The following is a 19,669-nucleotide window of genomic DNA, read 5'->3' as shown; positions in this document are numbered from 1 at the left end:
ATCTCGCCGCCGTGCCACCCGGTGAATCCCAGGAGCGCGACGATGACGACCGACAGAAACAGGCCCCAGGGCAGCACTGCTTCGGCCCCTGCCGCCGAAAAGCGCAACCACAGGCTGGCCGCTCCGATCGCCAGAACCGCGAGGTTTCCGGCGAGATGGTAGCGCGCGTGGTAGAGCGCTCGTATCTCGGCGTTTCCGAGAAAGTCGGCCAGACCCGCGGCCGCAGCGACGGCGCCGGTTACGACGCCCGCCGCAACTAGCCAGGCGGCCGCACTTGCCGCCATCGGCGAAGCGGTAGCCCAAAAAGCGAGGTCGGCAAGCAATGCCGCGACGAAGAATCCGATCGGAAGCGGCACAAGCATAGGATGAAGGGGATGGCGGCCGATCGCCGCGAAGACGGCAATGCCCGACTCTTCGTTCGCCGATCCGTGTCCGGATCCATGGTGGCCCGGCCCGGGCTTGCCGTCTGGGCCGTCATGTCCTGGGTTAGCGTGTTGGTGAGGGCGCGCGTGAGCGCCGTGGTCTGAGCGATCTCCCGTGGTTTTGGGTTTGTGCCTTTTCTCGTCGTGACGGTGCTCCGCTACAATGGCCTCCGTGCCGGCGTGCGCTCGCTCGCTCTTACTTTCTTCCGCCTGGTCGGATTCTCGCTCACGTTCGGTCATCAGCCCGTGCTTGAGGCCGCGGGCCACCATCCAGACGTTCGAAGGATAGGCGGTGATGAACCCGACGATCACGCCGAACGACATGACGCCCCAGAACAGGAGCTCGGTCGGCTCCATGGCCCGCATATCGCTGCCCATCATCAGGAAGCTCATGACCGGAGCCATGCCTGCCATCATGAAGTTCATGCTGATGAATTCCGGCATGAAGCTCTTGCGGACATTTTCCCAATAGGTGCCGCCCATCATCGACTTCATGAACAGCGACTGGAAGATGAACAGGCCGAAGGCGAACCCGGCAACGTATTCCACGATGAGATCGATCCACATCGGCAGCCCAAGGGCGGCGGTGACTGCCGCTGCGAGGATGATGCCCGTAGCGTCTCCGGCGACGCAGTGGATCGTCGAGCCGACGCCCTGCTTCCAGAGCGGCTCCGTGAACGCCTCGTGCTCGCCCGGCCGCGGCTCCTTGTCGGCCAGCACGTAAATCAACAGCCCCAGCGGTCCCATATAGAGCGTGACCAGGATAAAGCCCCATTTCATCACTACGGGTTCGGGATTGTTGCGGAACTGGTCCCACGCGACATAGGCCGTGCTGAGGCCCGCCAGAACGAACCAGACTGCGAGGAAATAGTCGACGGGCTGTACGAACATTGCAGGATTCCTGTCGGTTTGCTGTCCTCGTCACCTAGTCCGGCGTCGCATGAAGTCGATGCCCGCGCTTACTGCCGCTTCTCCCTGAACTTGGCGTGGCAATTCGTGCAGTCCTGCAAGATCAGGTGGAACAGATGTTCGGCTGGCATCTTCGAAGGATCGGCCTCAGCCGCCACGCCAGCCCGCTTCCCGAGAAGGCTGCTACCCATGGCCATACCCGGCGCCATCCTCATCGATTCGGTAATGCCGTCGGGAGCATTGTCAGCCGCCAATGACAGCGCAGCCGCCTGGTCTTCGAGATGGCGGGCAAGTGCTGTGAATTCCTCGCGGGACTGTTCGATCTCCACCTTCGCAGCAGACGACGCGCCAAACGAGCCCGCTGGGAAACTCTCAACCATCGCCTTTCCGGACCGCTGGCGGATGGTCTCGGCCGCCGCCTTGAACGTCGCCGCGTCATAGGCCAGCTTCCCATCAAAAATCCCGGAGATGGTTTTGGCGGCGTCCGCCATCGCCTTCATCGCCGCCTGGCGTTCCGCGACAACCGGGGTGACGGCCGTTCCTGACAACGCTGTTCCAGCGACGCCGGTCACGAACAGGACCGCGGCGATGACGGTGATGCGCCTCACTGGACCGTGCCGCTTCCCGCAAGGCCGTCGATGATCGGGCAATCCGGCCGCTCGTCGCCGTGGCAATTGTGAACGAGATGCCTGAGCGTGTCGCGCAGGCTCGCAAGCTCCGCGATCTTGCGATCGATTTCCGCGATCTTGACCTCCGCGATCGCCTTGACGTCGGCGCTCTCGCGCTCCTTGTCGCCGTAGAGCGACAGGAGTTGGCGGCATTCCTCGACAGAGAAGCCCAGGCTGCGCGAGCGCTGCAGGAAACGCAGCCGATGCACGTCTGACATTGAATAGTCGCGATATCCGTTTTCCGCCCGATCCGCCTTGAGGAGGCCGATTTCTTCGTAGTAACGGATCGTCTTGGGCGGTAGCCCGGACTTTTCGGAAGCGGTTCCGATGTTCATTGGCGTCTCCTCGTCGGTTGAAATCGAGGGATAGTTCTTCCAGCTACTGGAAGGTCAAGAGCTGCGAAAAACACCGCCAGGCGGTTACAGCATGGCCAGAGAAATCTAATTCTTTAGATCGCCCCCTTCCGGTCTATATGCTGCCCGTTGGCGGGCAGCTATCCACCACTGTTCCGGACGTTCATCGAACGGATTTGGAGCGTCCGAATCGGGTCAATCCTTCCGGTTCACGAACAGGAAGGATGCGCCAATTGCGGACTACGCTGTTATTGAAGGGCGCCGCAACTCGCGGCGTCCCTATTTCCAGTTGGCAGGTGCGGCTGGTGCTGCTTGGCACTACTTGCCAGTTGCGGCGATTGTCACATGCTCCCAATCCTTCCAAGTCTGAAGGCGCTTGGCATAGATGTCCCCAATCATCAGGGTTGGCGCAACTCCGAGAAGTAGCCGCAAGGGTGGCTCCGGTGCGTCAACAAGTTTGAGGATCGCAGGGCCGGTCGCAGCGGGGTTGCCCACGAAATTCGCCGGCATCCGTTCGGCCATAGCCATCATGTCTTGCCGGATGAAATCGTATTGGGGAAGCGGTGCTGCATGGACAGCGGAAGCGCCGGCCCAGTCAGTCTCGTAGCCGCCAGGCTCGACCAAGGTGACCTTGATGCCGAACTTCGAAACCTCTTGCACAAGCGACTCCGTGAGACCTTCGACCGCCCACTTCGATGCGTGGTAGCCGCCTAGATTGGGAAATACCATTACACCGCCCATACTGGTGACCTGGATAAGGTGGCCGCTGCCCTGCTTGCGGAACTGCGGCAGCACGGCTTGCGTGACGTTCAGGACACCAAAGAAGTTGACTTCCATCTGGTCTCGGACCTGCTTGTCAGACACTTCCTCGACAGCGCCAAACAAGCCGTAACCGGCGTTGTTGAGACCACGTCGAGTCGTCCGAAAGCATCCAGTGCCTCTACGACCGCGGCGATGGCCCTATTGCGATCGGTCACGTCCAGCTCTAGCGGAAGGATTGCGTCGCCATAATTTTCGACGAGGTCCTGAAGCGCATCAGGCCTGCGGCTGGTGGCAACAACCTTGTCGCCGCGCGCGAGCGCTGCCTCCGTCCAAATTCGGCCGAAGCCGCGATTAGCACCGGTGATGAACCAGATTTTCGACATCAAACTACCTCATGATTTGGGTGCCATTGGGCACTTCTCTTGAGGTAGGCAGGCCCCCTGTCGAGTTCATTTGCAGGTTGCGACAGAAAACTGGCGATGGGCGCCAATCTAGTTCAGGCGAGAGGCCTCGATGTTCTGCTCGCGCCACTGAGCGGAGGTGACGCCTTCCCACTCGCGGAAGGCGCGATAGAACGAGCTGGTATCCTGAAAGCCTAACAGGTAGGCAATCTCGTCGGCCGCATTCGCGCCACTGGCGAGCATTTCGCGACCAAGCTCTTGGCGCGACCCGCTATCTCAACATGGATCATCTGCGCGAGCACAAGAAGGAGAGCCTGAGGGCCTTGGCCGCCTGAGCACCGTCATGTGTCCGCCGCTCCGCTAAACACGGGAGCTGCGCGGCGGACACGCCGACGTCACCGCAATGCCACGCCATTTTGCAGAACTTGACGCACACAACTATCTCGGGTGTGCAATGAGCCAAGCTTGCATCAAATCAACGCAAACCACGTTGTCGGAACCGACGCAGATGGTGCGACCTCAACGGCTCAGGGCGTCCAGCGCCCTTTGTGCCGCGATGAGGTCGACGATTGGATACCTAGTGTTAAATGTGTGGACCACCGCTTGCAGACGCGTCGCGGCCTCATCGACACGACCTTGACGTGCCAGAACTGGTGCTAGTTGCGTTGCGGCGCGAAGCTCGAAGAGTCTCGCTTGCTGCCGACGGGCAGTGGCAATTGCTGTTTCGAATAACTGCGCGGCACCCGTCAGGTCACCTCTGCATGCGGCTATTTGGCCACGAAAGCGAATACATTCGGCTAGGTAGCATGCTTCGTCCGTATCGAAAACGAGCGCATCGACGTCATCAAGCACTTGCGTTGCGTCTTCGATGCGACCGGCCCGCAGGAGAAGATCACAAAGTGCGCATGCCTTCTCAGGGGTATGAAATACGACGCCCTGCCCACGCCAGAGAACCACGCTCTCCCGGACGTCATCGATGCCGGCATCCAGTTCACCTAAATGGGAGCGGGCATAGCCACGCCACCTGATGCCGCTGCTTCGACGCGCCGCGTAGCCATGCCGCTCGCAAATTTCGACGATCTTCGTAGCGATCTCAAGTAGTTCCTCGTATTGACCGAACATAGCAAGCAATTCACACTGAGCGAGAAGATACCATGCGAGATCGAATGGTTTATCGAGCTGACCGAAAGTTCGAATCAGTCGCTCTTTTTGTTCGACTGAATCGTCAAAGAAGCCCAATGTGATCAGCGAATCGCTAAGATATTCTTGGGCAGAGAGACGTTGATCGGCACCGGCAAACAGGATACGACGACTTGCTTCAACACGTTCAATCAGAGCTAAGGCCTTGCGTAGGGCCTCCGCTGCCAGCGGTTGTTCTCCGCGGTTGGAGTGAGCAATCCCCTTTGCCGCCCAAAGTGCGCTCAGATAGGCCGTTGGAACGAGATCGGCATCGTTTGCGAGCTGCTCTTCGGCCAGGGCCAGGTAATCTTGATTGCGCCCAGTGGCATAAAAAAATGGAGCGACTGATAGCGCAACGTCACATTGCAATTCAACCGATGCAGTGTTCGCAGCGGCAAGACGTGCATCTTGAAGCGCCTTCCCAAGGCGCTCGGAACGATACCCTTCGGCCTGCATCAAGGCATTGGCCATCGCAAGGTGGAGACGTGTCATCCGTTCGGCGCCGCCGGACACGTCGCCAAGTCGCCTGCTGCAGTCAATCGCACTGGCAAAGTGCGACACGGCTTCCCGAGTCGCAGCTCTGGCCACGGCGGCCCCTCCCGCCTTTTGCCAGTGATCGAGCGCGCCCGCCCAATCCCCAGCTTCCTGAAGGTGGTGCGCGAGGAACTCGGGTTGCGCTTCAGTGAGTTCGGTCCACTTTTTCTCCAACACACCTGCGACACGCTTATGTAGCTCCTGGCGCTTAGCGCGCAGCAGCGTGCCATACGCTGCGTCCTGAACGAGCGCATGCTTGAAGAGGTAAGTGGCCAGTGGCCGCGTCCCGCGGCAGAACACCAGACCGGCCCCGACGAGTTGATCCAGTGCGCCATTTAGGTCAGCGGCATTTCGCTGTGCGACCGCTGCCAGCAATTCGTGGGAGAACTCCCGACCGAGAACCGCGCCGACCTGTGCGACCTCCTTAACGGTTAAGCCGAGGCGATCGAGCCGCGCCATCAACGAGGCATCCAGCGTGGCGGGTACGTTCAACGCCGTCGCAGCAGCTCTTGAAAGCACTGTCCTGGTGTTGCCGCCCTCCAACACCGCCTTGGTCAGCTCCTCGACGAACAGTGGCACCCCATCAGTGCGCTCGATGATCTCCGCGACAACGTCGCTCGGCAGCGCTCCGGTGCCGACGACCCGCTGGACCAGCGCGGCGCCTTCACGACGGTCGAGCCGGTTGAGGACAAGAACCGTGACGTGCGCCTGCCCGGTCCACGGCGGTTGAAACTCGGGACGGAACGTGAGGAGAAGCAGAACTGGCAGGCGCGGCACCCGCTCGATGACTAGGTCGAGCAGCTCGCGCGAGCTGGGGTCGATCCAGTGCACATCCTCGAAGAGCATCAGCACCGGACCTTGTCGCGCCAGGTCTTCGAGCTGCCGGAGCAGCGCATCGAAGGTTTTCTCTTTCTTACGCTGGGGCGTCAGTTGGAGAGGCGGGAAACGGCCCTCGGTCGGCAACGACAGCAGCTCGGCCAGCAGCGCCCCGTCCTCCGGTGAGGCCGGGGCAAGCAGGGCGCCAAGCTTATCCAGCTTCCTCGCAGGCGGGTCGTCGCGCTCCAACCCGGCGGCACGTTCTAGCTGCGCAATGGTCGGGTGGAGCGCGCTGTCTTGATGGTGCGGCGAACAGAAATAACGCAAGCGGGTGTGTGGCTCATTCTGGATCCGCTCCTGCAAGGTGACTATGAGGCGCGACTTTCCGATGCCGGGCTCGCCTGAGAGCAGCACCACACGACCTTCACCACTTTTCGCGCGATGCCAGTGGCGCTGCAACAGGTCGACCTCCTCCTCACGCCCGACCAGCGGCGTCGGCGTCGTCCCATGCAGCGCCTCGAACCGGCTTTCGACAGCGCTCTCACGAACCACTTGATAGGGATAGATCGGCTCCGGAAAGCCTTTCACCTCGACGGCGCCGAGTTCGCGATATTCGAAAAGATCGCCGACCAGCTGCCGCGTTTGCGGCCCGATCACGACCGCGTCGGGTTCGGCAAGAGCTTGCAGGCGAGCGGCGAGGTTCGGCGTCTCGCCCACGACGCCGCGCTCTTGCCCTTCGCCGGCGGCGATCAGATCGCCAACGACGACCTGTCCGGTGCCGATGCCGATACGAACCCGCAATGGCTCGGGCTCCGGGAGTCGCCTAACGGCATCGACGAGAGCAAGGCCAGCGCGCACCGCCTGCTCGGCGGCGTTCTCGTGTGCCTGCGGGTAGCCGAAATACACCAAAACTCCGTCGCCCATGTACTTGGCGACAAAGCCGCCGAAGTGGGCGACCGTATCGGCGACACAGCGGTGATACGCTCCGATGATCTCACGCAGGTCCTCGGGATCCAGACGCGTCGCCAGTGCCGTCGAGCCGACGAGATCCACGAACATGACGGTCAGCTGTCGACGCTCCGCGCTCAGCTCCTGGCGGTTCTGAGCCACGATGTCATCGGTGTTCGGGTCGGGATGGCTTGACGACGGCCCCAGCCCCACTACCGCCTTGCGGAATCGCTTGCGATGACCGAGGAGCATACCGAGCTTCTCGAGGTCGGCATCGGTCAGCTCCGGCAGGACTTCCGCGTCGATCGCGTTGTCGCGAAATGCCTGCTCGTACTGCTGGAGCCCGAGGCTTCGCAACCAAGCGGCAACGTCCACACCAGCTCTCCTAAGGCTGAATTCGGGTCCCTCAGCCGCAATATTAACTCAGATGCCAAGGAAATGCTGTAGACTTGGATTTCTATCGAAGCTGAGGGTCCCTCTCGAAGAATTGGAGGCTTGGAGTTCGACATGGTGTGGCAGCTTTTGGCAGCATGCACGAACATGACGTAATCGCGGGAGCGGTGGCCACCTGAGACGTGGCGGCGATGTTCGAACCTCTAGCCGGCTGGCTGTCCCCCGATAGGATGAAGAACGGGCTCACGATCGACACCGGGCCCAGGCATCGAACGGAGGACAGCCATGAAGCAGTATATCGGTCTCGACGTATCCATGAAAGACACGGCAATATCGATCCGGCAGGACGGCAAAAGGATGTGGCGGGGCAAGTGCGCGTCCGACCCACAACTGCTCGCGGCGGTGATCCGCAAGCGCGCACCGTATGCCCGGCGGGTTGTGTTCGAGACGGGGCCGCTGTCGGTGTGGTTCTACCATGCGCTGACGGCAGAGGGGTTGCCGGTAATCTGTATCGATGAAGTCGCCGACCCGAAGGTTCTTCATCCGACTGACCCATCATCCAGCTCTCGGCGACCTGCATTTGCGGCTCGGACCTGTGGCCGTATAGGGGGATGCAGGATGTCGAAGCCCCATGCACATGGGTCAAGAATACTGCGGCATCGTCATCGAGGTCTGCAGCGAAATCAGGACGGTTCGTCCCGGCCAGTTCGCTGGCGCAGAGTTGGCTTTCGAGTTTGCTGAGGCCGAGTGAGACGGCGCAAGCCATTGCCAGAACTTGATGTTCTGAAGTTCGCTCTGCACTGGGGTCATACACCTTCATATGGTCTTATGTCCTTAGTCCTAGGACAGAGGACACACCGCATGAATCGGATGAAAAGTCAGGATATCGTGGTGCTTCTGAAGCTCGTGAGCTTGCAGGAGCAGGAGGGGCAAGTTGGCTCCGGGGAGCTTCATTGGAGCTTCTCGGGCGAGCCGGGTACTCAGTTCGCGGCCTGGAACCGCTACTCCGGATCAGCAAAACGGAGATCAACGCTTCGATGAAGCGAAGCCTCTCGTCGGGACTCGCCATCAAAGATCGAGATACGGGCCGAGCCAATCCCCATCGCCGCAAGCTACACAATTTTATCGACGACGGACTGAAATTTGTGTTCCCCGCAAAGGCGGGCGGCATCACGCGCGGCATGCCGGCGGCCTTTGCCGCGCCAATGCTAAAAGGACTGCTGATAAGCGGCGGTGAGTACATCCACATCTGGCAGTTTGCGGAAGGCCGGGATATGGGGCAATCGATCGAGCCCTTGTTCAAGAGCGTGCCTGAAGCTGTTCCGAAAGATGAGCGGCCTACGAATATCTTGCGCTTGTCGATGCGATCCGGCTCGGAAACCAGCGGGAGGTGGGCCTTGCCGGTGAGCGGCTTTCTGAAAGGCTTCTGAAGAAATGACTACCATCAGAGGCCAGCTGCTCCACATGCTACAGATAGTAGCCGAGGCGCTGGGAAGCGACTTTCGGGAGCGTCTGATATTTGTGGGCGGATGCACGACCGCTCTTTTCATTACCGACGAAGTCACGCTTGGGGATGTCAGGGCGACGGACGATGTCGATCTCATTGTCCATCTGGCAGGATACGCGGACTGGGCACAATTGCAGGAGGAGCTGAGGCGAAGAGGATTTGCCGAAACGATGACGTTATCTGCCGGATGCCTCGTCGATGGCCGGCCGGAAATCGCTGATGAAGTCCTTGGCGCCAATGCCGAAATCCGTCAAGTCATCGCCGACCAATTCGCGGCGTTGCTCAAAGATACCGATTTTGACTATTTCCTTGAAGGTAATGTCCGGGGGCGGGGCGCCCAGACATCGTGCGAGACCGCTTTGTCGTTATAAGTCGCGGCGGTGGCAACTAATATGGTGGTGGCCGTCAGATGGTTCAGCCAGGTCGGCACAAGAACCGAAGATAACCGGGACTGTGCCGGCGTCGGCATTCGCAAAGAGGGGCACTCTGCATCGTTGTCGATGGCTAATCAGCAGGAAGGAACGTCTTGGCCTCTTTGGCAGCAGCCTCGAAGGCCTGACGGACCTCCACCGGGGTCACCTGCCCCTAAAATGCGTCGGCGCAGGACTGGATCGCCAGCTTCCACTTCGGTCCCCTCTTCGGCCACTTCATGTTCCTCGGCGGCTCCCTTGACGTGGCTCACCCCGCAGGTGAGCCCAGGTCGGTTGGCCCTGACGTAGACCGGAGGGGATAACCAGTGGAGTGCCAGGAGGGGGAACTTAGGCGGGAAGAGCCCGTTGACCAACCCAGCTGTAGGCGCGGATAGGGGAACGGGTTTAGAGGTTGCAGCGGTCGTTCTTCGGATGTGCAGCCGCTGTGGCGGGGTTCTGTCGCCTCTCCTTGCTGGCGGCGGGCTCCGCAAAGCGCGGTGTCTGCAGGCCTCCTCCGGCTCCATCTGACGCTGCCCCCAGTTTCTATCCATTTTTGAGTTCCTCAGCCCTCCAGGAACGCCAGAAGCGCCGCATTCACCGCGTTGCTCTCTTCGCGTTGAACCCAATGCGTCCCTTTCTCGAAAGTCTGCAGGCGGCCATCGTCGCAAAGGGCGAGACTGCGCTTGGCCAGCCCGGATTCCAGAGCCTGGTCCTGCATCCCCCACATAACAAGAGTGGGCGTCGTGATCCGCTCCTTCAGGCTCGGGCGAAAGCGCAAGGCGCGATACCAGTTGAGCATGTTGGTCAGCGCCCCCGGCCGCTCCCAAGCCTGCCGATATTCTGCAATCTCCTCTTCTTCGAAGGCGCCTTCCCGGCTGGATGTCCTGAGTGCTCGTGCGAGCAAGGCCGAGCGGCGCGCACCCAAAACGGCTTCGGGCAGCGATGGGATCTGGAAGAAAACCACGTAACTGCTCCGCAGAAACTGCGTCGGAGATCGCAGGACATGGGTAAACACCACGTCGGGATGGGGCGCATTCAGGATGACGAGCTTGTCCAGGCGATGAGGCAACTTTGCCCCGGCCGCCCAAGCGACGATGCCGCCCCAGTCATGGCCGACGAGGTGAAACCTTCCGATGCCGAGCGCATCGGCCAGGGCGACGACATCGCCGAGGAGCTTGGGGAGCGTGTACTCGCGGATGCCCTCTGGCTTGTCGCTGGTGTTGTAGCCCCTCTGGTCGGGAACGATGACCCGATATCCGGCGGAAGCGAGCGTACCGATCTGCCGTCTCCAGCCGATCCAGAAGTCCGGGAAGCCGTGCAGGAGCATGACCGGCTTACCCCCGGCAGGCCCGGCCTGAATGACATGAAGCCGAATGCTTCCGGCGTTGACGAACTGATGTTCAGGCGCGAGTGAGATCATGGCTGGAAACGCGGGTGTCCTAAAACTGATCCAGCGCAATGAGGATTTAGATCAGGCTGCGTCGTCCCGACAACATGCACGCTCAGCCGTCGCATCCCCGCCAGATGGGCATGGGAGCCGAAGCTCCAAGTGGGGATGCCGCTAGTGTTTCTGCAGCTGGGGATGTTATTTTGTAAGCGCAGGTCTGCACCTGCATCCTTTCGCGCTATTATACGTTTGCCCGCGAAGAAGATGCTCCGGACCGGCGGCCATGTCGAGGAAAACAACCGAGGACGCTTACGAAGATCAAGTGCAACTTGAGCGGCGGGCCGAACGGGAGAGCCGCGGACGCAATGCCGAATGGCCGTCAGAAATTCCCGGCCGCGGCTGGAAGGACGTGCTGTGGCGGGTCTTTGCTGAGGTAACCGAGGACCGTGTTATGCTGATCGCGGCCGGGGCCGCATTCTATCTGCTTCTTGCCCTGTTTCCAGCGCTTGCCGCGTTCGTGTCCATCTATGGTTTCGTCGCCGATCCTCAGACCATCGCTCAGCACATTGCGTTCCTTGGCGGCGTACTGCCTTCGGGAGGTCTGGATATTATCAGATCTCAGCTTGCTTCCTTGGCCGCTCAGAAGGCTGGCGCGCTCAGCTTCGGCTTCATCTTCGGCCTTGCCGTCGCACTGTGGAGCGCCAGTAACGGCATAAAGACGCTATTCGAAGCCATGAACATCGCCTACGAGGAGAGTGAAAAGCGCGGTTTTATCCACCTGAATCTCCTGGCGTTGGGCTTCACACTTGGCGCCATCCTCATTGGTATCGGCTTTATCGTCTCGGTGGGGATTGTGCCAGCCATGCTTGTGCTGCTGAACCTCGGCGGCTGGACCGAAGCCCTTGTGCGGATCCTTCGGTGGCCGATGATGCTGATCATGGTCGGCGTCGGGATCACGCTGATTTACCGCTACGGACCCAGCCGGGAAAGGGCAAAGTGGCAATGGGCGACATGGGGCGCCTTCCTCGCGGCTGTGGTCTGGGTCGCAGTTTCGATAGGATTCTCCTATTATCTTGAAAACTTCGCCAACTACAACGCGACGTATGGAGCCCTTGGGGCAGTCATCGGCTTGATGATGTGGACCTGGATCTCCGTGATTATCCTGGTTGTAGGTGCGGAGCTGAATTCCGAGATGGAGCATCAGACAGCGAAGGACACCACCACAGGTGCGCAGCAGCCGATGGGTGCGCGAGGTGCCACGGTCGCCGACACGCTGGGCGAATCGGCCGATGCGGCCGACCAGCAGTCGCGTTCGAGCGAGCGCAACACTTAGCGCGCAGATCACTTTGCACGCCATCGTCAAGCGGCTGCAGCCGAGCGTGGCCCAGCAACGGCTCAAGTCGCTGGTCGCCGGCTTGCCCAATGACTGGCGATCTCACCATCCAGAAGCAACGCACAAGCACCGTCGCCGATGCCGAAACCTCGCCAGCCTCGACGAGGTCATTCTTCTGCTCAAACGTCAGAGCCGCCGACTTGAAGGGCGAGATCGCCTCCCTAATCGACGACGATCCGCCGTGGGCCTGTCTCGATCAGGTCTTCCGTTCGGTCAAGGGCCCCGCGTACTCCTGACGCCGAGTTGTCCGAGATTGACACCTTTCCAATAAGGCCATCGCAAAATCGTGGGCTTGGCGCCGATCGCCAATGACAGCGGCAGGCGCAGCGGTCGAAGACCGGTGCGCGGCGGCCGTAAAGGTACGCGCTCCAGCCTCTTCCTCATCGCGCTCACCGTCGCCAGATATGATCCCCACCCGGCGCCTTCAGGCAGGAAAGGGAAAGATGATTATTCGCATTGCGCCCGCCCGCAAGCTACCCGTCATTCCCAATGCAAAAGCACGCGATGCGCGCCACGAGTTCGCAAACGCAACTTGACACCCCAGATAGTCACTCATTGGGAACCAACGGGCCTTACCTCCGTTTGCTCCTCGAATGGAGGAAACCATGAACAACCGGAATTCTGAACGGCGTCCCCCGACTGCGGCAAGAGCTGGTGACGGTACCTCGGACGACATAGGAGCGACCGTAAGCGGCACGTTATCCAAAGCGTCCGACATAGCGCAGGGGGCAGCGGAAACCGCCAAACGGGCGGCCGTTGGTGGCGCGTCCACCGTGACCAATCAGGTGAAGGAGATGTTGGACCGTCAGGTCGGCAGCGGCGCCGAGGTGATGGGCCAACTGGCGAGTTCGACCAAGCGTGCGGCCGAAGACCTCGACGCAAACGCACCGATAGTCGCTGGGGTCGTGCGCACCTTCGCGAATAGGCTTGATGGATACGCAGACGACCTGCGAGACAGGTCCGTCGATCAGCTGGTTCTTGCAGCGTCCGATTTGGCCAGGCGCAAGCCGGGTTTGGTGTTTGGGCTGGCCGCAGTAGCGGGCTTTTTGACGTTCCGCACACTGAAGAGCGCGCCTCCCGCACCAGAGTCCATCAAGGGAAGGCGGCAGGGAGCGAACTGATCTGATGGCACAGGAACAACTGAAGAATTCGCCTCTCCCTCAAGCACTGTCGGCAGTGTTGGCGGACGTCGCGGACCTCTTTCAAAAAGAGTTGCGCCTGGCGCATGCGGAGCTGTCCGCCAACGTCTCAACGAAGCTCCAAGCAGGTGTGTGGATGTCTGCTGCTGGCGTGCTGGGAGTGGTCGCCGCTCTGCTTCTAGTGCAAGCCCTCGTACTTGGAATAGCCAGCTTAGGGATGGCCCTGCACTGGTCGTGTCTGATCGTCGCGGCCGCAACGGCCGTCGCCGCCGCTTTCGCCTACTATCGGGGCCGCGCTGATGCGCAAAAAGAACTTCTGCCGACACACTCCATAAGCCAAATAAAGCAGGATATTGCGACAACTAAGGAGCAATTAACATGAGCCGCAATTCACAGGTCCAGGATTTTGGAACGAAAGAATGGCTTCTCAGCTCCGCTAGGAACAATCCCGAAGGCCTTCTGCTCGTCGCAGCAGGGTGCGCGTTGCTAATGCGCAGCCGCGGTTCAAGTGCCGGGCATCGCGAGCAATCCCGTGGAACCAACGGGCGCCAAAATGCTGCGCACGTACGCACCGCCAGCGGCGGGGCGTCAAAAGCGCAGGAAGAGGCTAGCGAGACAGCAGAGGCCATGCGCGACAATTTAGCCGGCATTGGGGAGAAGGTGAGTGAAACCGCAAGTCACTACGCATCATCTGCCACGGCATACGCCGAACAGATCGGTCGCACCGTATCCGAGAAGTCAGGGCGCGTGGTGCAGCAAGCCCAATCAACGTTCCAAGACACGATTGGCCGCATGGTGGAAGAACAGCCATTGGCTTTTGTTCTGGCCGGCTTCGCAGCCGGTGCCGCTATAGCTGCTGCTTTGCCGGCCAGCGATGTCGAGAGGCGCACGCTCGGCCCAGCAGGAGAGCGATTGACGGATGCTGCTGAAAAAGCTGGGGAACGCTTGAAGTCCTCGACAGCAAAGGCGGGCGAACGGCTCAAAAGCGCCGCCGAGGAACATGGGCTGAATTCGGACGGCCTCAAGGAGGTCGCAAAGGACGTTGCGGGCACCTTTGGAAGCGCCTTATCAGAAGAGCAATCAAGTGAATCCGTGCAGCCGTCTTCGCCAAGCCCACGTGGATCTAGCGGTCCATCCAGTCCGGCCGCCAAGCTGCACCCGGGCAGCGCCACCCCTTCGGAAGGAATAACGGCCAAATCGCAGCGGGCGGGCAACGCTCGGTCGAGCAAACCTGCCCGCCCCGGTGGCAAGAGAGATTTATGATTGCCGATCCGCAACTTGAGCATCTTGAATACGAAGTTGAGGCTGCCCGGGCTAAGCTCGCCGACGACTTGTCGACACTTCGGTCGCCAAACACGCTGTCCGAGTTTACCGGTGACTTGAAACACGAGGCGCTTGAGGCAAAGGATGCGCTGGTGGAGAAAGCAAGAGCCTCAATGCAATCGGTGGCGCAGGCGATTATTGACGATCTCAAGGCCAAGGCGGCTGCCAATCCGAGCGCTGCTTTGGCGATTGGGGCCGGTTTGGGGTGGCGTTTCCTCCGCCATCCGCCGATCGCAACCGCACTCGTCGGAGCGGGATTGATCAGCTTATTGCGGACCAATTCAGCCCCGCCACCCGGCGAGCAGCAGGTTGATCACCTATCGTACGCCAAGGAGCGCCTGAAGGAGCAATCTAGCGATTTGGCGGAAAGCGTCAGTGATTTCGCTGTTGAAACGGCTGGCAAAATAAAACGCGAAGCTGCCGAGTTGACCGGCGTGGCCAAGGAAACTGTTAAAGAGAAGACAGAACGTCTGGCTGCGGGTATCCGCCATAGCGGCGATGGGCAGCACCAGGGCGAGACTGCCGCAAGAGCACCCGGGCCCTTGGATGATGCTTGGTTAGCTGTTCAAGACGCATCGGGCGATGAGCATACGCAGGACAAACTCCTTCTGGCGGCGGCAGGGTTGGCAGTCGCCGCGGCTGTCGGCTTTGCGTATCAACGACGTCTGAATGACCGGCTGGAAACCGACCGAACTGGAACAGCGTAGACAGAGGTCATTGCAGAGAAACAGTCGTCCTGAAGCAAAGCATGATGCCGCGCTCAGTTATCGAGTCCAGACCAGTTCAGACGGGATGCCATCGGATTGCATATTCTGGCAACCACCGGCTCATCGCTGCCGACAATCGGTGACCTATATAAAGGGCCATGTTCACGCGCCGAAAAATCAATGCAACAGCGAAGCTGATTGGAGAGTGGCCCTTAACCCCGGCTGCAACGCTTGGATCGTCCGTCAGAGCGAGGGGTATTTTTCTCGAAATACGCGCCCGCCTTCCAACGGAGTTCAGGAAACTGCTCAATATCAGATCGGAAGAGCGTCGTGNTTAACCCCGGCTGCAACGCTTGGATCGTCCGTCAGAGCGAGGGGTATTTTTCTCGAAATACGCGCCCGCCTTCCAACGGAGTTCAGGAAACTGCTCAATATCGAGTCCCGCGTGCTTACCGTGCACCTGTCTGAGGGCGCCCAGAATGATGTGCAGGTGGTATTCGGGATCGTATCCAAAGCAATGCGGAATATCGAAGACCTGCCCGTAATCCCCCGTGAAATCGAGGACATTCTGACGATCTCGACGGCCGAACGGCACCGCTGGCTGAAAGACGGTCGCTTGCAGAGCGCCGGGACGAAAACGGTGAAACTCCGCGGGCGGGCAAGGAACATCACCTTTCACGTGTTCGACCCGCAGCACGTCGAGGATGTGCTTGACCGCGACCTGGTCACGGTCTGGCGCGAACAGGACGCAGCGACAGCTGCAGAGAATAGGCGGCGTGGCGCGGGGAAGGCGGCTATGAAACGTGCTCAAAGAAGCGTTCGCGGAACTGCAGCTTCAGCTGGCTATGGCCCCGATGAGAACTCGCACTCCAGTTTGCGCGGCTGGGACGATTTCGAGAAGGACGGTCTCCTGCGCTGATAGGCCGGGCGCACAGCCAGGTTAGGACATTTGCCTGCGCCGTGCGAGATGCGCAAGGAGGGGCGTCAAACGCATCGCGTTCAGGACCCGCTTCGCAGGGACACCGCCCTTGCGCGCCATCTCGACACCCCAATGCATGTGGTCGATCTCGCGGATCGAATGAGCGTCCGGATTGATGCTGAAGATGCAGCCCTGATCGAGTGCCTTTTGATGCCAACGCCAGTCGAGGTCGAGTCGCCAAGGATGTGCGTTGATTTCGACAGCGACGCCGTGTTTCGCACACGCTTTGAGGACTTTGTCGACGTCGAGATCATAACCGGGTCGGCGCAACAGCTGGCGACCGGTCATGTGCCCGATGATTGTCGTCCGAGGATTTCCGATCGCCTCGATGATACGCTCCGTCTGTTCCTTCTTGGGCAACTTGAAGCGGCTGTGCACGCTCGCGACGACGAAATCGAACAGCTCCAAGATGTGATTCGGGTAATCGAGCGAGCCATCCGCCAGGATGTCCGCCTCGATGCCCTTCAGTATGCGAAATTTTCCATTGTATGCCTTGTTCAGCCGGTCAGCTTCGCGGTGCTGTTCAGCAATCTCCTGCAACGAAAGGCCNCATTGTATGCCTTGTTCAGCCGGTCAGCTTCGCGGTGCTGTTCAGCAATCTCCTGCAACGAAAGGCCGCCTGCGTAGTGAGCGGACTGCGAATGATCGGCGACACCATAGTATTCGAAACCGCGCTTGCGCGTGGCTTCAGCCATTGCCTCAAGCGTTTCGGTTCCATCGGATGCGGTCGTGTGAGAATGCAGGATGCCATGCAGATCTTCATCCCGAACGAGAACGGGTAGCTTCCGCTTTGCGGCTCGCTCAATCTCGTCCCTGCCTTCGCGCAATTCAGGCTCGATAAACTGCAGGTCTAGAGCTTGGTAGATTTCTTCTTCTGTCGCTGACGCGATCAGTTTTTTCCCGCGATGAAGCCCATCGGCGTGCAGAGCAAAACCCTTGGCGGCTGCGAACGTCTTCAGTTGCTCAAGGTGGTCTGCCGAACCGGTTGCTTCGAGCAGGCGCGCGCCAAAATGCTTCTTGTCCGTGACAACAAGCCTGAGGGTCGTATCCTCGATTCCAGTCGACTTTCTGGCCTGCGCTACCAGGGCGAAGNTGTCCGTGACAACAAGCCTGAGGGTCGTATCCTCGATTCCAGTCGACTTTCTGGCCTGCGCTACCAGGGCGAAGTCGGAAACGAGCTCGCAACCGCGTCGGAAGTCACCTGCAATTTCGACGCGCGAAAAGTCTGGATGCTCTTGCTTCACCGATATGACCGCATGTTCGAGAAGGGCGGCGGCCTTGTGCAGGTGAAGTTGCGTTTCGCCGCTTCGCACGATGGCCAGGTTCTGCAGCAGCTTTGTCTGAAGCGCGGCGCCGAGGCCTTTGACTGGGCGTATGCGGTCCTCTCTTGCTGCGGCCTCGAGCTCCGCCAGCGAGTTCACGCCGAGCGCCTGATGAAGCTTCAGTATCTTATCGGGACGAAGCCCNATCGCATCACCGATCCCCGGGATCTTGGTGAGGGCGCCGGCGGCGATGATCCGATCAAGCGGCTGCGACAGAGCCGTCAGACTGTCTGCCGCGCGCAAGTATGCCTTTGTGCGATAGGGATTGTCGCCGCGCAGGGACGATCTTTGCGCATATTCCCTCAAAAGACTGGCGACGGTCCTGGGATCGATTTTTGCCATGGCTTCAGCCAAACGAGGCCGACCTCCACAGGTTCCAACCAGGATGATCGCGGTCGCCCCGCGCTGATTCCCTAGATAGTCCACAAAGATGCGACCCTTGCGCCTTGACCGTGGGGAGAATGCTTTCCCTTTGCGAACTCACGGGCTGGGAGCTTGACGATCTCATAGCGCGAAGCGCGGTCGATGCGGGATTTGCGATTGAACTTGACGGGCTGGGTCCCTGAAACGCCTGTCGAGGCCCAGTATCGTCGACGTTTTCGCGCCGTATGATCTTCTCGATTGAGACCTCGGCACTGCCTGAAACGCGCGGCAATATCCTCCGCGCCATGACGTGTGCGACAAGGTCACGGTAGACAATGACCTCTCCGCCGCATCGGAATGCGAGCCTACCCATCGACTACATCAGGCAAAGTATCTTCGACGACGTTCAAATTCCTATCGAAAGCCTCGATATCGGATGCGTGGGCCCGGAGAGACCGCACCTTGTTTAGGATCGCCGCAACCGCCGCTTCTTTGTCGGGCGGTATGCGTGTTGTCACCGCTTTGGCCGCCAAAGCGGAAAAATCTATTGCGGCATAGGCGGGTACGTCTGCAGCGTCTGTTGCTTTCAGCCTTTCTTTTACGATTGCGCGCCGGCCCGGCGACGGAGCTATACGGCCTGCTTTTGTGGCAAATGTCGCGCCGCGCCGCAGGCGGGCCTGCAAGAGGCCTGAGCGATACGCGGGTGCTGTCGGCACAATCGTCGGGAGCACAGGAGATGGAACCGCCGCAGAGGAGTCCAACGCTGGGCTTTTCGTGCGCGAAGCATCGGTAGAGGCTGGCAGGGACATGAACGCACGTTTGGCGAGCTGGCCGTCGGCGAAATAGAAATTGCGGGTGCCGAGGATCGGCAGTTCGCCACGCGGCAATATGATGACCTTGTTCTTGTCGAGCGTACGGATTTCATCTGGCCGCATCAGAGGCCGCCGCACTTCCTTGCGGTGCTCCGAGCGCGTGTAATAAGTGTCGAACAACGTTGCCTTGGTGCGCGTCACGTCCTTTTGCACGTCCGACGTTTCGCCGAGCTGCTCGGAAATGTAGCGCAGATCGTCAGCGTCCTGCGCACCGAAAAAGATCTGCACGCGAGCCGCGTTGATGAGCGTCTTGCGCCCTTCCTGGCGATAGATCTCGTCTACGGCCTTCAGCGACTGCACGAAAAACCAGATCGAAACGCCGTTACCGCCGAGCACGCTCGCCATTTCGGTCACATTCTCCAGCTTGCCGAGGTTCTGGAACTCGTCGAGCAGCACAAGCACTGGATGCTCGCCTGGCTGCGGCAGGCTTTCCGACATGAAGTTCATCATCTGCGTAATCAGGACATTGAACAGCGGTCCAAGCGACGTGATCTGCTCACGCCGCACGTCGAGATAAAGAGAAATTCGATCACGCTTAAGCCTGCGAATATCGAACGTGCTGCGGGACGTAGCTCGCATCAAGCGCTCGTTGAGAAACGGGGCCATGCCGGTGCGTACGCCAGCGTAGATGCCGGAGAACTGCCGCTCTGACATCTCAAAATAGGGCAACAGGGTTTGCAGTGTGAAATGCGAGCATTCGCGGCGGCGTTCCTCGCGCAGCGAGCCGATGAATTCCAGGAGCGGCTGCTCGGCACCATTCATGATCTCGAGGATTGTGGCGAAGGTCTTCTTCTCGTTCGGGATCGCAGGCGATTCCATGACGAAGGATGCTATGCCGGTAAAAAGGAGACGGGCGTCGTTCACCCAATAAGGGTCGGCATT

General features: G+C 60.1%; 18 protein-coding genes and 4 pseudogenes. 12 read left to right on the top strand and 10 right to left on the bottom strand.

Going from position 1 to position 19,669, the window contains the following annotated elements; genetic code table 11:
* Nucleotides 1-32: 32 nt before the first annotated feature.
* The 6 genes and pseudogenes from X760_RS78245 to X760_RS66980 form a co-directional block, all read right to left on the bottom strand.
* A pseudogene (locus X760_RS78245) lies at nt 33-1,169 on the bottom strand (DUF4396 domain-containing protein); the annotation flags it as partial.
* 212 nt (nt 1,170-1,381) lie between these two features.
* Nucleotides 1,382-1,903, bottom strand: a complete 522-nt coding sequence (locus tag X760_RS66995; RefSeq protein ID WP_280940431.1) for a cytochrome c — start codon at nt 1,901-1,903, stop codon at nt 1,382-1,384.
* A gap of 32 nt (nt 1,904-1,935) precedes the next feature.
* Nucleotides 1,936-2,334, bottom strand: a complete 399-nt coding sequence (gene cueR, locus X760_RS66990) for a Cu(I)-responsive transcriptional regulator (RefSeq protein WP_023721695.1) — start codon at nt 2,332-2,334, stop codon at nt 1,936-1,938.
* A gap of 336 nt (nt 2,335-2,670) precedes the next feature.
* A pseudogene (locus X760_RS66985) lies at nt 2,671-3,497 on the bottom strand (SDR family NAD(P)-dependent oxidoreductase).
* A 108-nt stretch (nt 3,498-3,605) separates the two neighbouring features.
* Nucleotides 3,606-3,761, bottom strand: a pseudogene (locus X760_RS75340) (AraC family transcriptional regulator); the annotation flags it as partial.
* 273 nt (nt 3,762-4,034) lie between these two features.
* Nucleotides 4,035-7,367 carry an AAA family ATPase gene (locus tag X760_RS66980; protein ID WP_023721691.1) on the bottom strand — a complete coding sequence of 1,111 codons (3,333 nt, stop codon included), beginning with the start codon at nt 7,365-7,367 and terminating at the stop codon, nt 4,035-4,037.
* 303 nt (nt 7,368-7,670) lie between these two features.
* Between X760_RS66980 and X760_RS75335 the strand changes: the two are divergent.
* The 4 genes and pseudogenes from X760_RS75335 to X760_RS75330 all read left to right on the top strand — a co-directional run.
* Nucleotides 7,671-7,901, top strand: a pseudogene (locus X760_RS75335) (IS110 family transposase); the annotation flags it as partial.
* 345 nt (nt 7,902-8,246) lie between these two features.
* Complete coding sequence (locus X760_RS78240) at nt 8,247-8,426, top strand: hypothetical protein (protein ID WP_245278703.1); 180 nt, start codon at nt 8,247-8,249, stop codon at nt 8,424-8,426.
* Nucleotides 8,423-8,815, top strand: coding sequence for a hypothetical protein (locus X760_RS66975; RefSeq protein ID WP_023721688.1), 393 nt, complete (start codon nt 8,423-8,425; stop codon nt 8,813-8,815). Before X760_RS78240 ends, X760_RS66975 begins: the two co-directional genes overlap by 4 nt.
* Nucleotides 8,816-8,819: 4 nt before the next feature.
* Nucleotides 8,820-9,263, top strand: a complete 444-nt coding sequence (locus X760_RS75330) for a hypothetical protein (protein WP_023721687.1) — start codon at nt 8,820-8,822, stop codon at nt 9,261-9,263.
* A 601-nt stretch (nt 9,264-9,864) separates the two neighbouring features.
* Here X760_RS75330 and X760_RS66965 read toward each other — a convergent pair.
* Nucleotides 9,865-10,722: an alpha/beta hydrolase gene (locus X760_RS66965; protein ID WP_023721686.1), complete on the bottom strand. Its 858-nt coding sequence runs from the start codon at nt 10,720-10,722 to the stop codon at nt 9,865-9,867.
* 289 nt (nt 10,723-11,011) lie between these two features.
* On the opposite strand from X760_RS66965, the gene X760_RS66960 reads away from it, so the two are divergent.
* From X760_RS66960 to X760_RS0139345, 8 genes are all read left to right on the top strand, one after another.
* Nucleotides 11,012-12,022: a YihY/virulence factor BrkB family protein gene (locus X760_RS66960; protein ID WP_348633252.1), complete on the top strand. Its 1,011-nt coding sequence runs from the start codon at nt 11,012-11,014 to the stop codon at nt 12,020-12,022.
* Between the two features lie 89 nt (nt 12,023-12,111).
* Complete coding sequence (locus X760_RS78235) at nt 12,112-12,318, top strand: hypothetical protein (protein WP_023721684.1); 207 nt, start codon at nt 12,112-12,114, stop codon at nt 12,316-12,318.
* A gap of 50 nt (nt 12,319-12,368) precedes the next feature.
* Nucleotides 12,369-12,707, top strand: coding sequence for a transposase (locus X760_RS78230; protein WP_348633251.1), 339 nt, complete (start codon nt 12,369-12,371; stop codon nt 12,705-12,707).
* Between the two features lie 148 nt (nt 12,708-12,855).
* Nucleotides 12,856-13,203, top strand: coding sequence for a hypothetical protein (locus X760_RS66950; protein WP_156948222.1), 348 nt, complete (start codon nt 12,856-12,858; stop codon nt 13,201-13,203).
* Between the two features lie 4 nt (nt 13,204-13,207).
* Nucleotides 13,208-13,603, top strand: a complete 396-nt coding sequence (locus X760_RS66945) for a phage holin family protein (protein WP_023721682.1) — start codon at nt 13,208-13,210, stop codon at nt 13,601-13,603.
* Nucleotides 13,600-14,484, top strand: a complete 885-nt coding sequence (locus X760_RS76635) for a hypothetical protein (RefSeq protein ID WP_156948220.1) — start codon at nt 13,600-13,602, stop codon at nt 14,482-14,484. Before X760_RS66945 ends, X760_RS76635 begins: the two co-directional genes overlap by 4 nt.
* Nucleotides 14,481-15,251: a hypothetical protein gene (locus tag X760_RS66935; protein WP_023721680.1), complete on the top strand. Its 771-nt coding sequence runs from the start codon at nt 14,481-14,483 to the stop codon at nt 15,249-15,251. Before X760_RS76635 ends, X760_RS66935 begins: the two co-directional genes overlap by 4 nt.
* A gap of 316 nt (nt 15,252-15,567) precedes the next feature.
* Entirely contained in the window at nt 15,568-16,170 is a 603-nt protein-coding gene (locus X760_RS0139345) for a hypothetical protein (protein ID WP_031194787.1), read from the top strand.
* 21 nt (nt 16,171-16,191) lie between these two features.
* On the opposite strand, the gene X760_RS79195 is transcribed toward X760_RS0139345, so the two are convergent.
* The 3 genes from X760_RS79195 to X760_RS66925 form a co-directional block, all read right to left on the bottom strand.
* A complete protein-coding gene (locus X760_RS79195; RefSeq protein ID WP_023721678.1) occupies nt 16,192-16,770 on the bottom strand; it encodes a PHP domain-containing protein in 579 nt (192 codons plus the stop codon).
* Nucleotides 16,728-17,906 carry a hypothetical protein gene (locus tag X760_RS66930; protein WP_023721677.1) on the bottom strand — a complete coding sequence of 393 codons (1,179 nt, stop codon included), beginning with the start codon at nt 17,904-17,906 and terminating at the stop codon, nt 16,728-16,730. The genes X760_RS79195 and X760_RS66930 overlap by 43 nt, the downstream gene beginning before the upstream one ends.
* Nucleotides 17,907-18,280: 374 nt before the next feature.
* Nucleotides 18,281-19,669, bottom strand: a 1,389-nt coding sequence (locus X760_RS66925; RefSeq protein WP_023721676.1) for a type IV secretory system conjugative DNA transfer family protein, incomplete at its 5' end; no start/stop codon positions are given.

The sequence above is a fragment of the Mesorhizobium sp. LSHC420B00 genome (genome assembly GCF_000503055.1).
Lineage (GTDB): Bacteria > Pseudomonadota > Alphaproteobacteria > Rhizobiales > Rhizobiaceae > Mesorhizobium.
The sequence above is the reverse complement of the archived record's forward strand: the minus strand, read 5'-3'. Positions and strand labels throughout refer to the sequence as shown.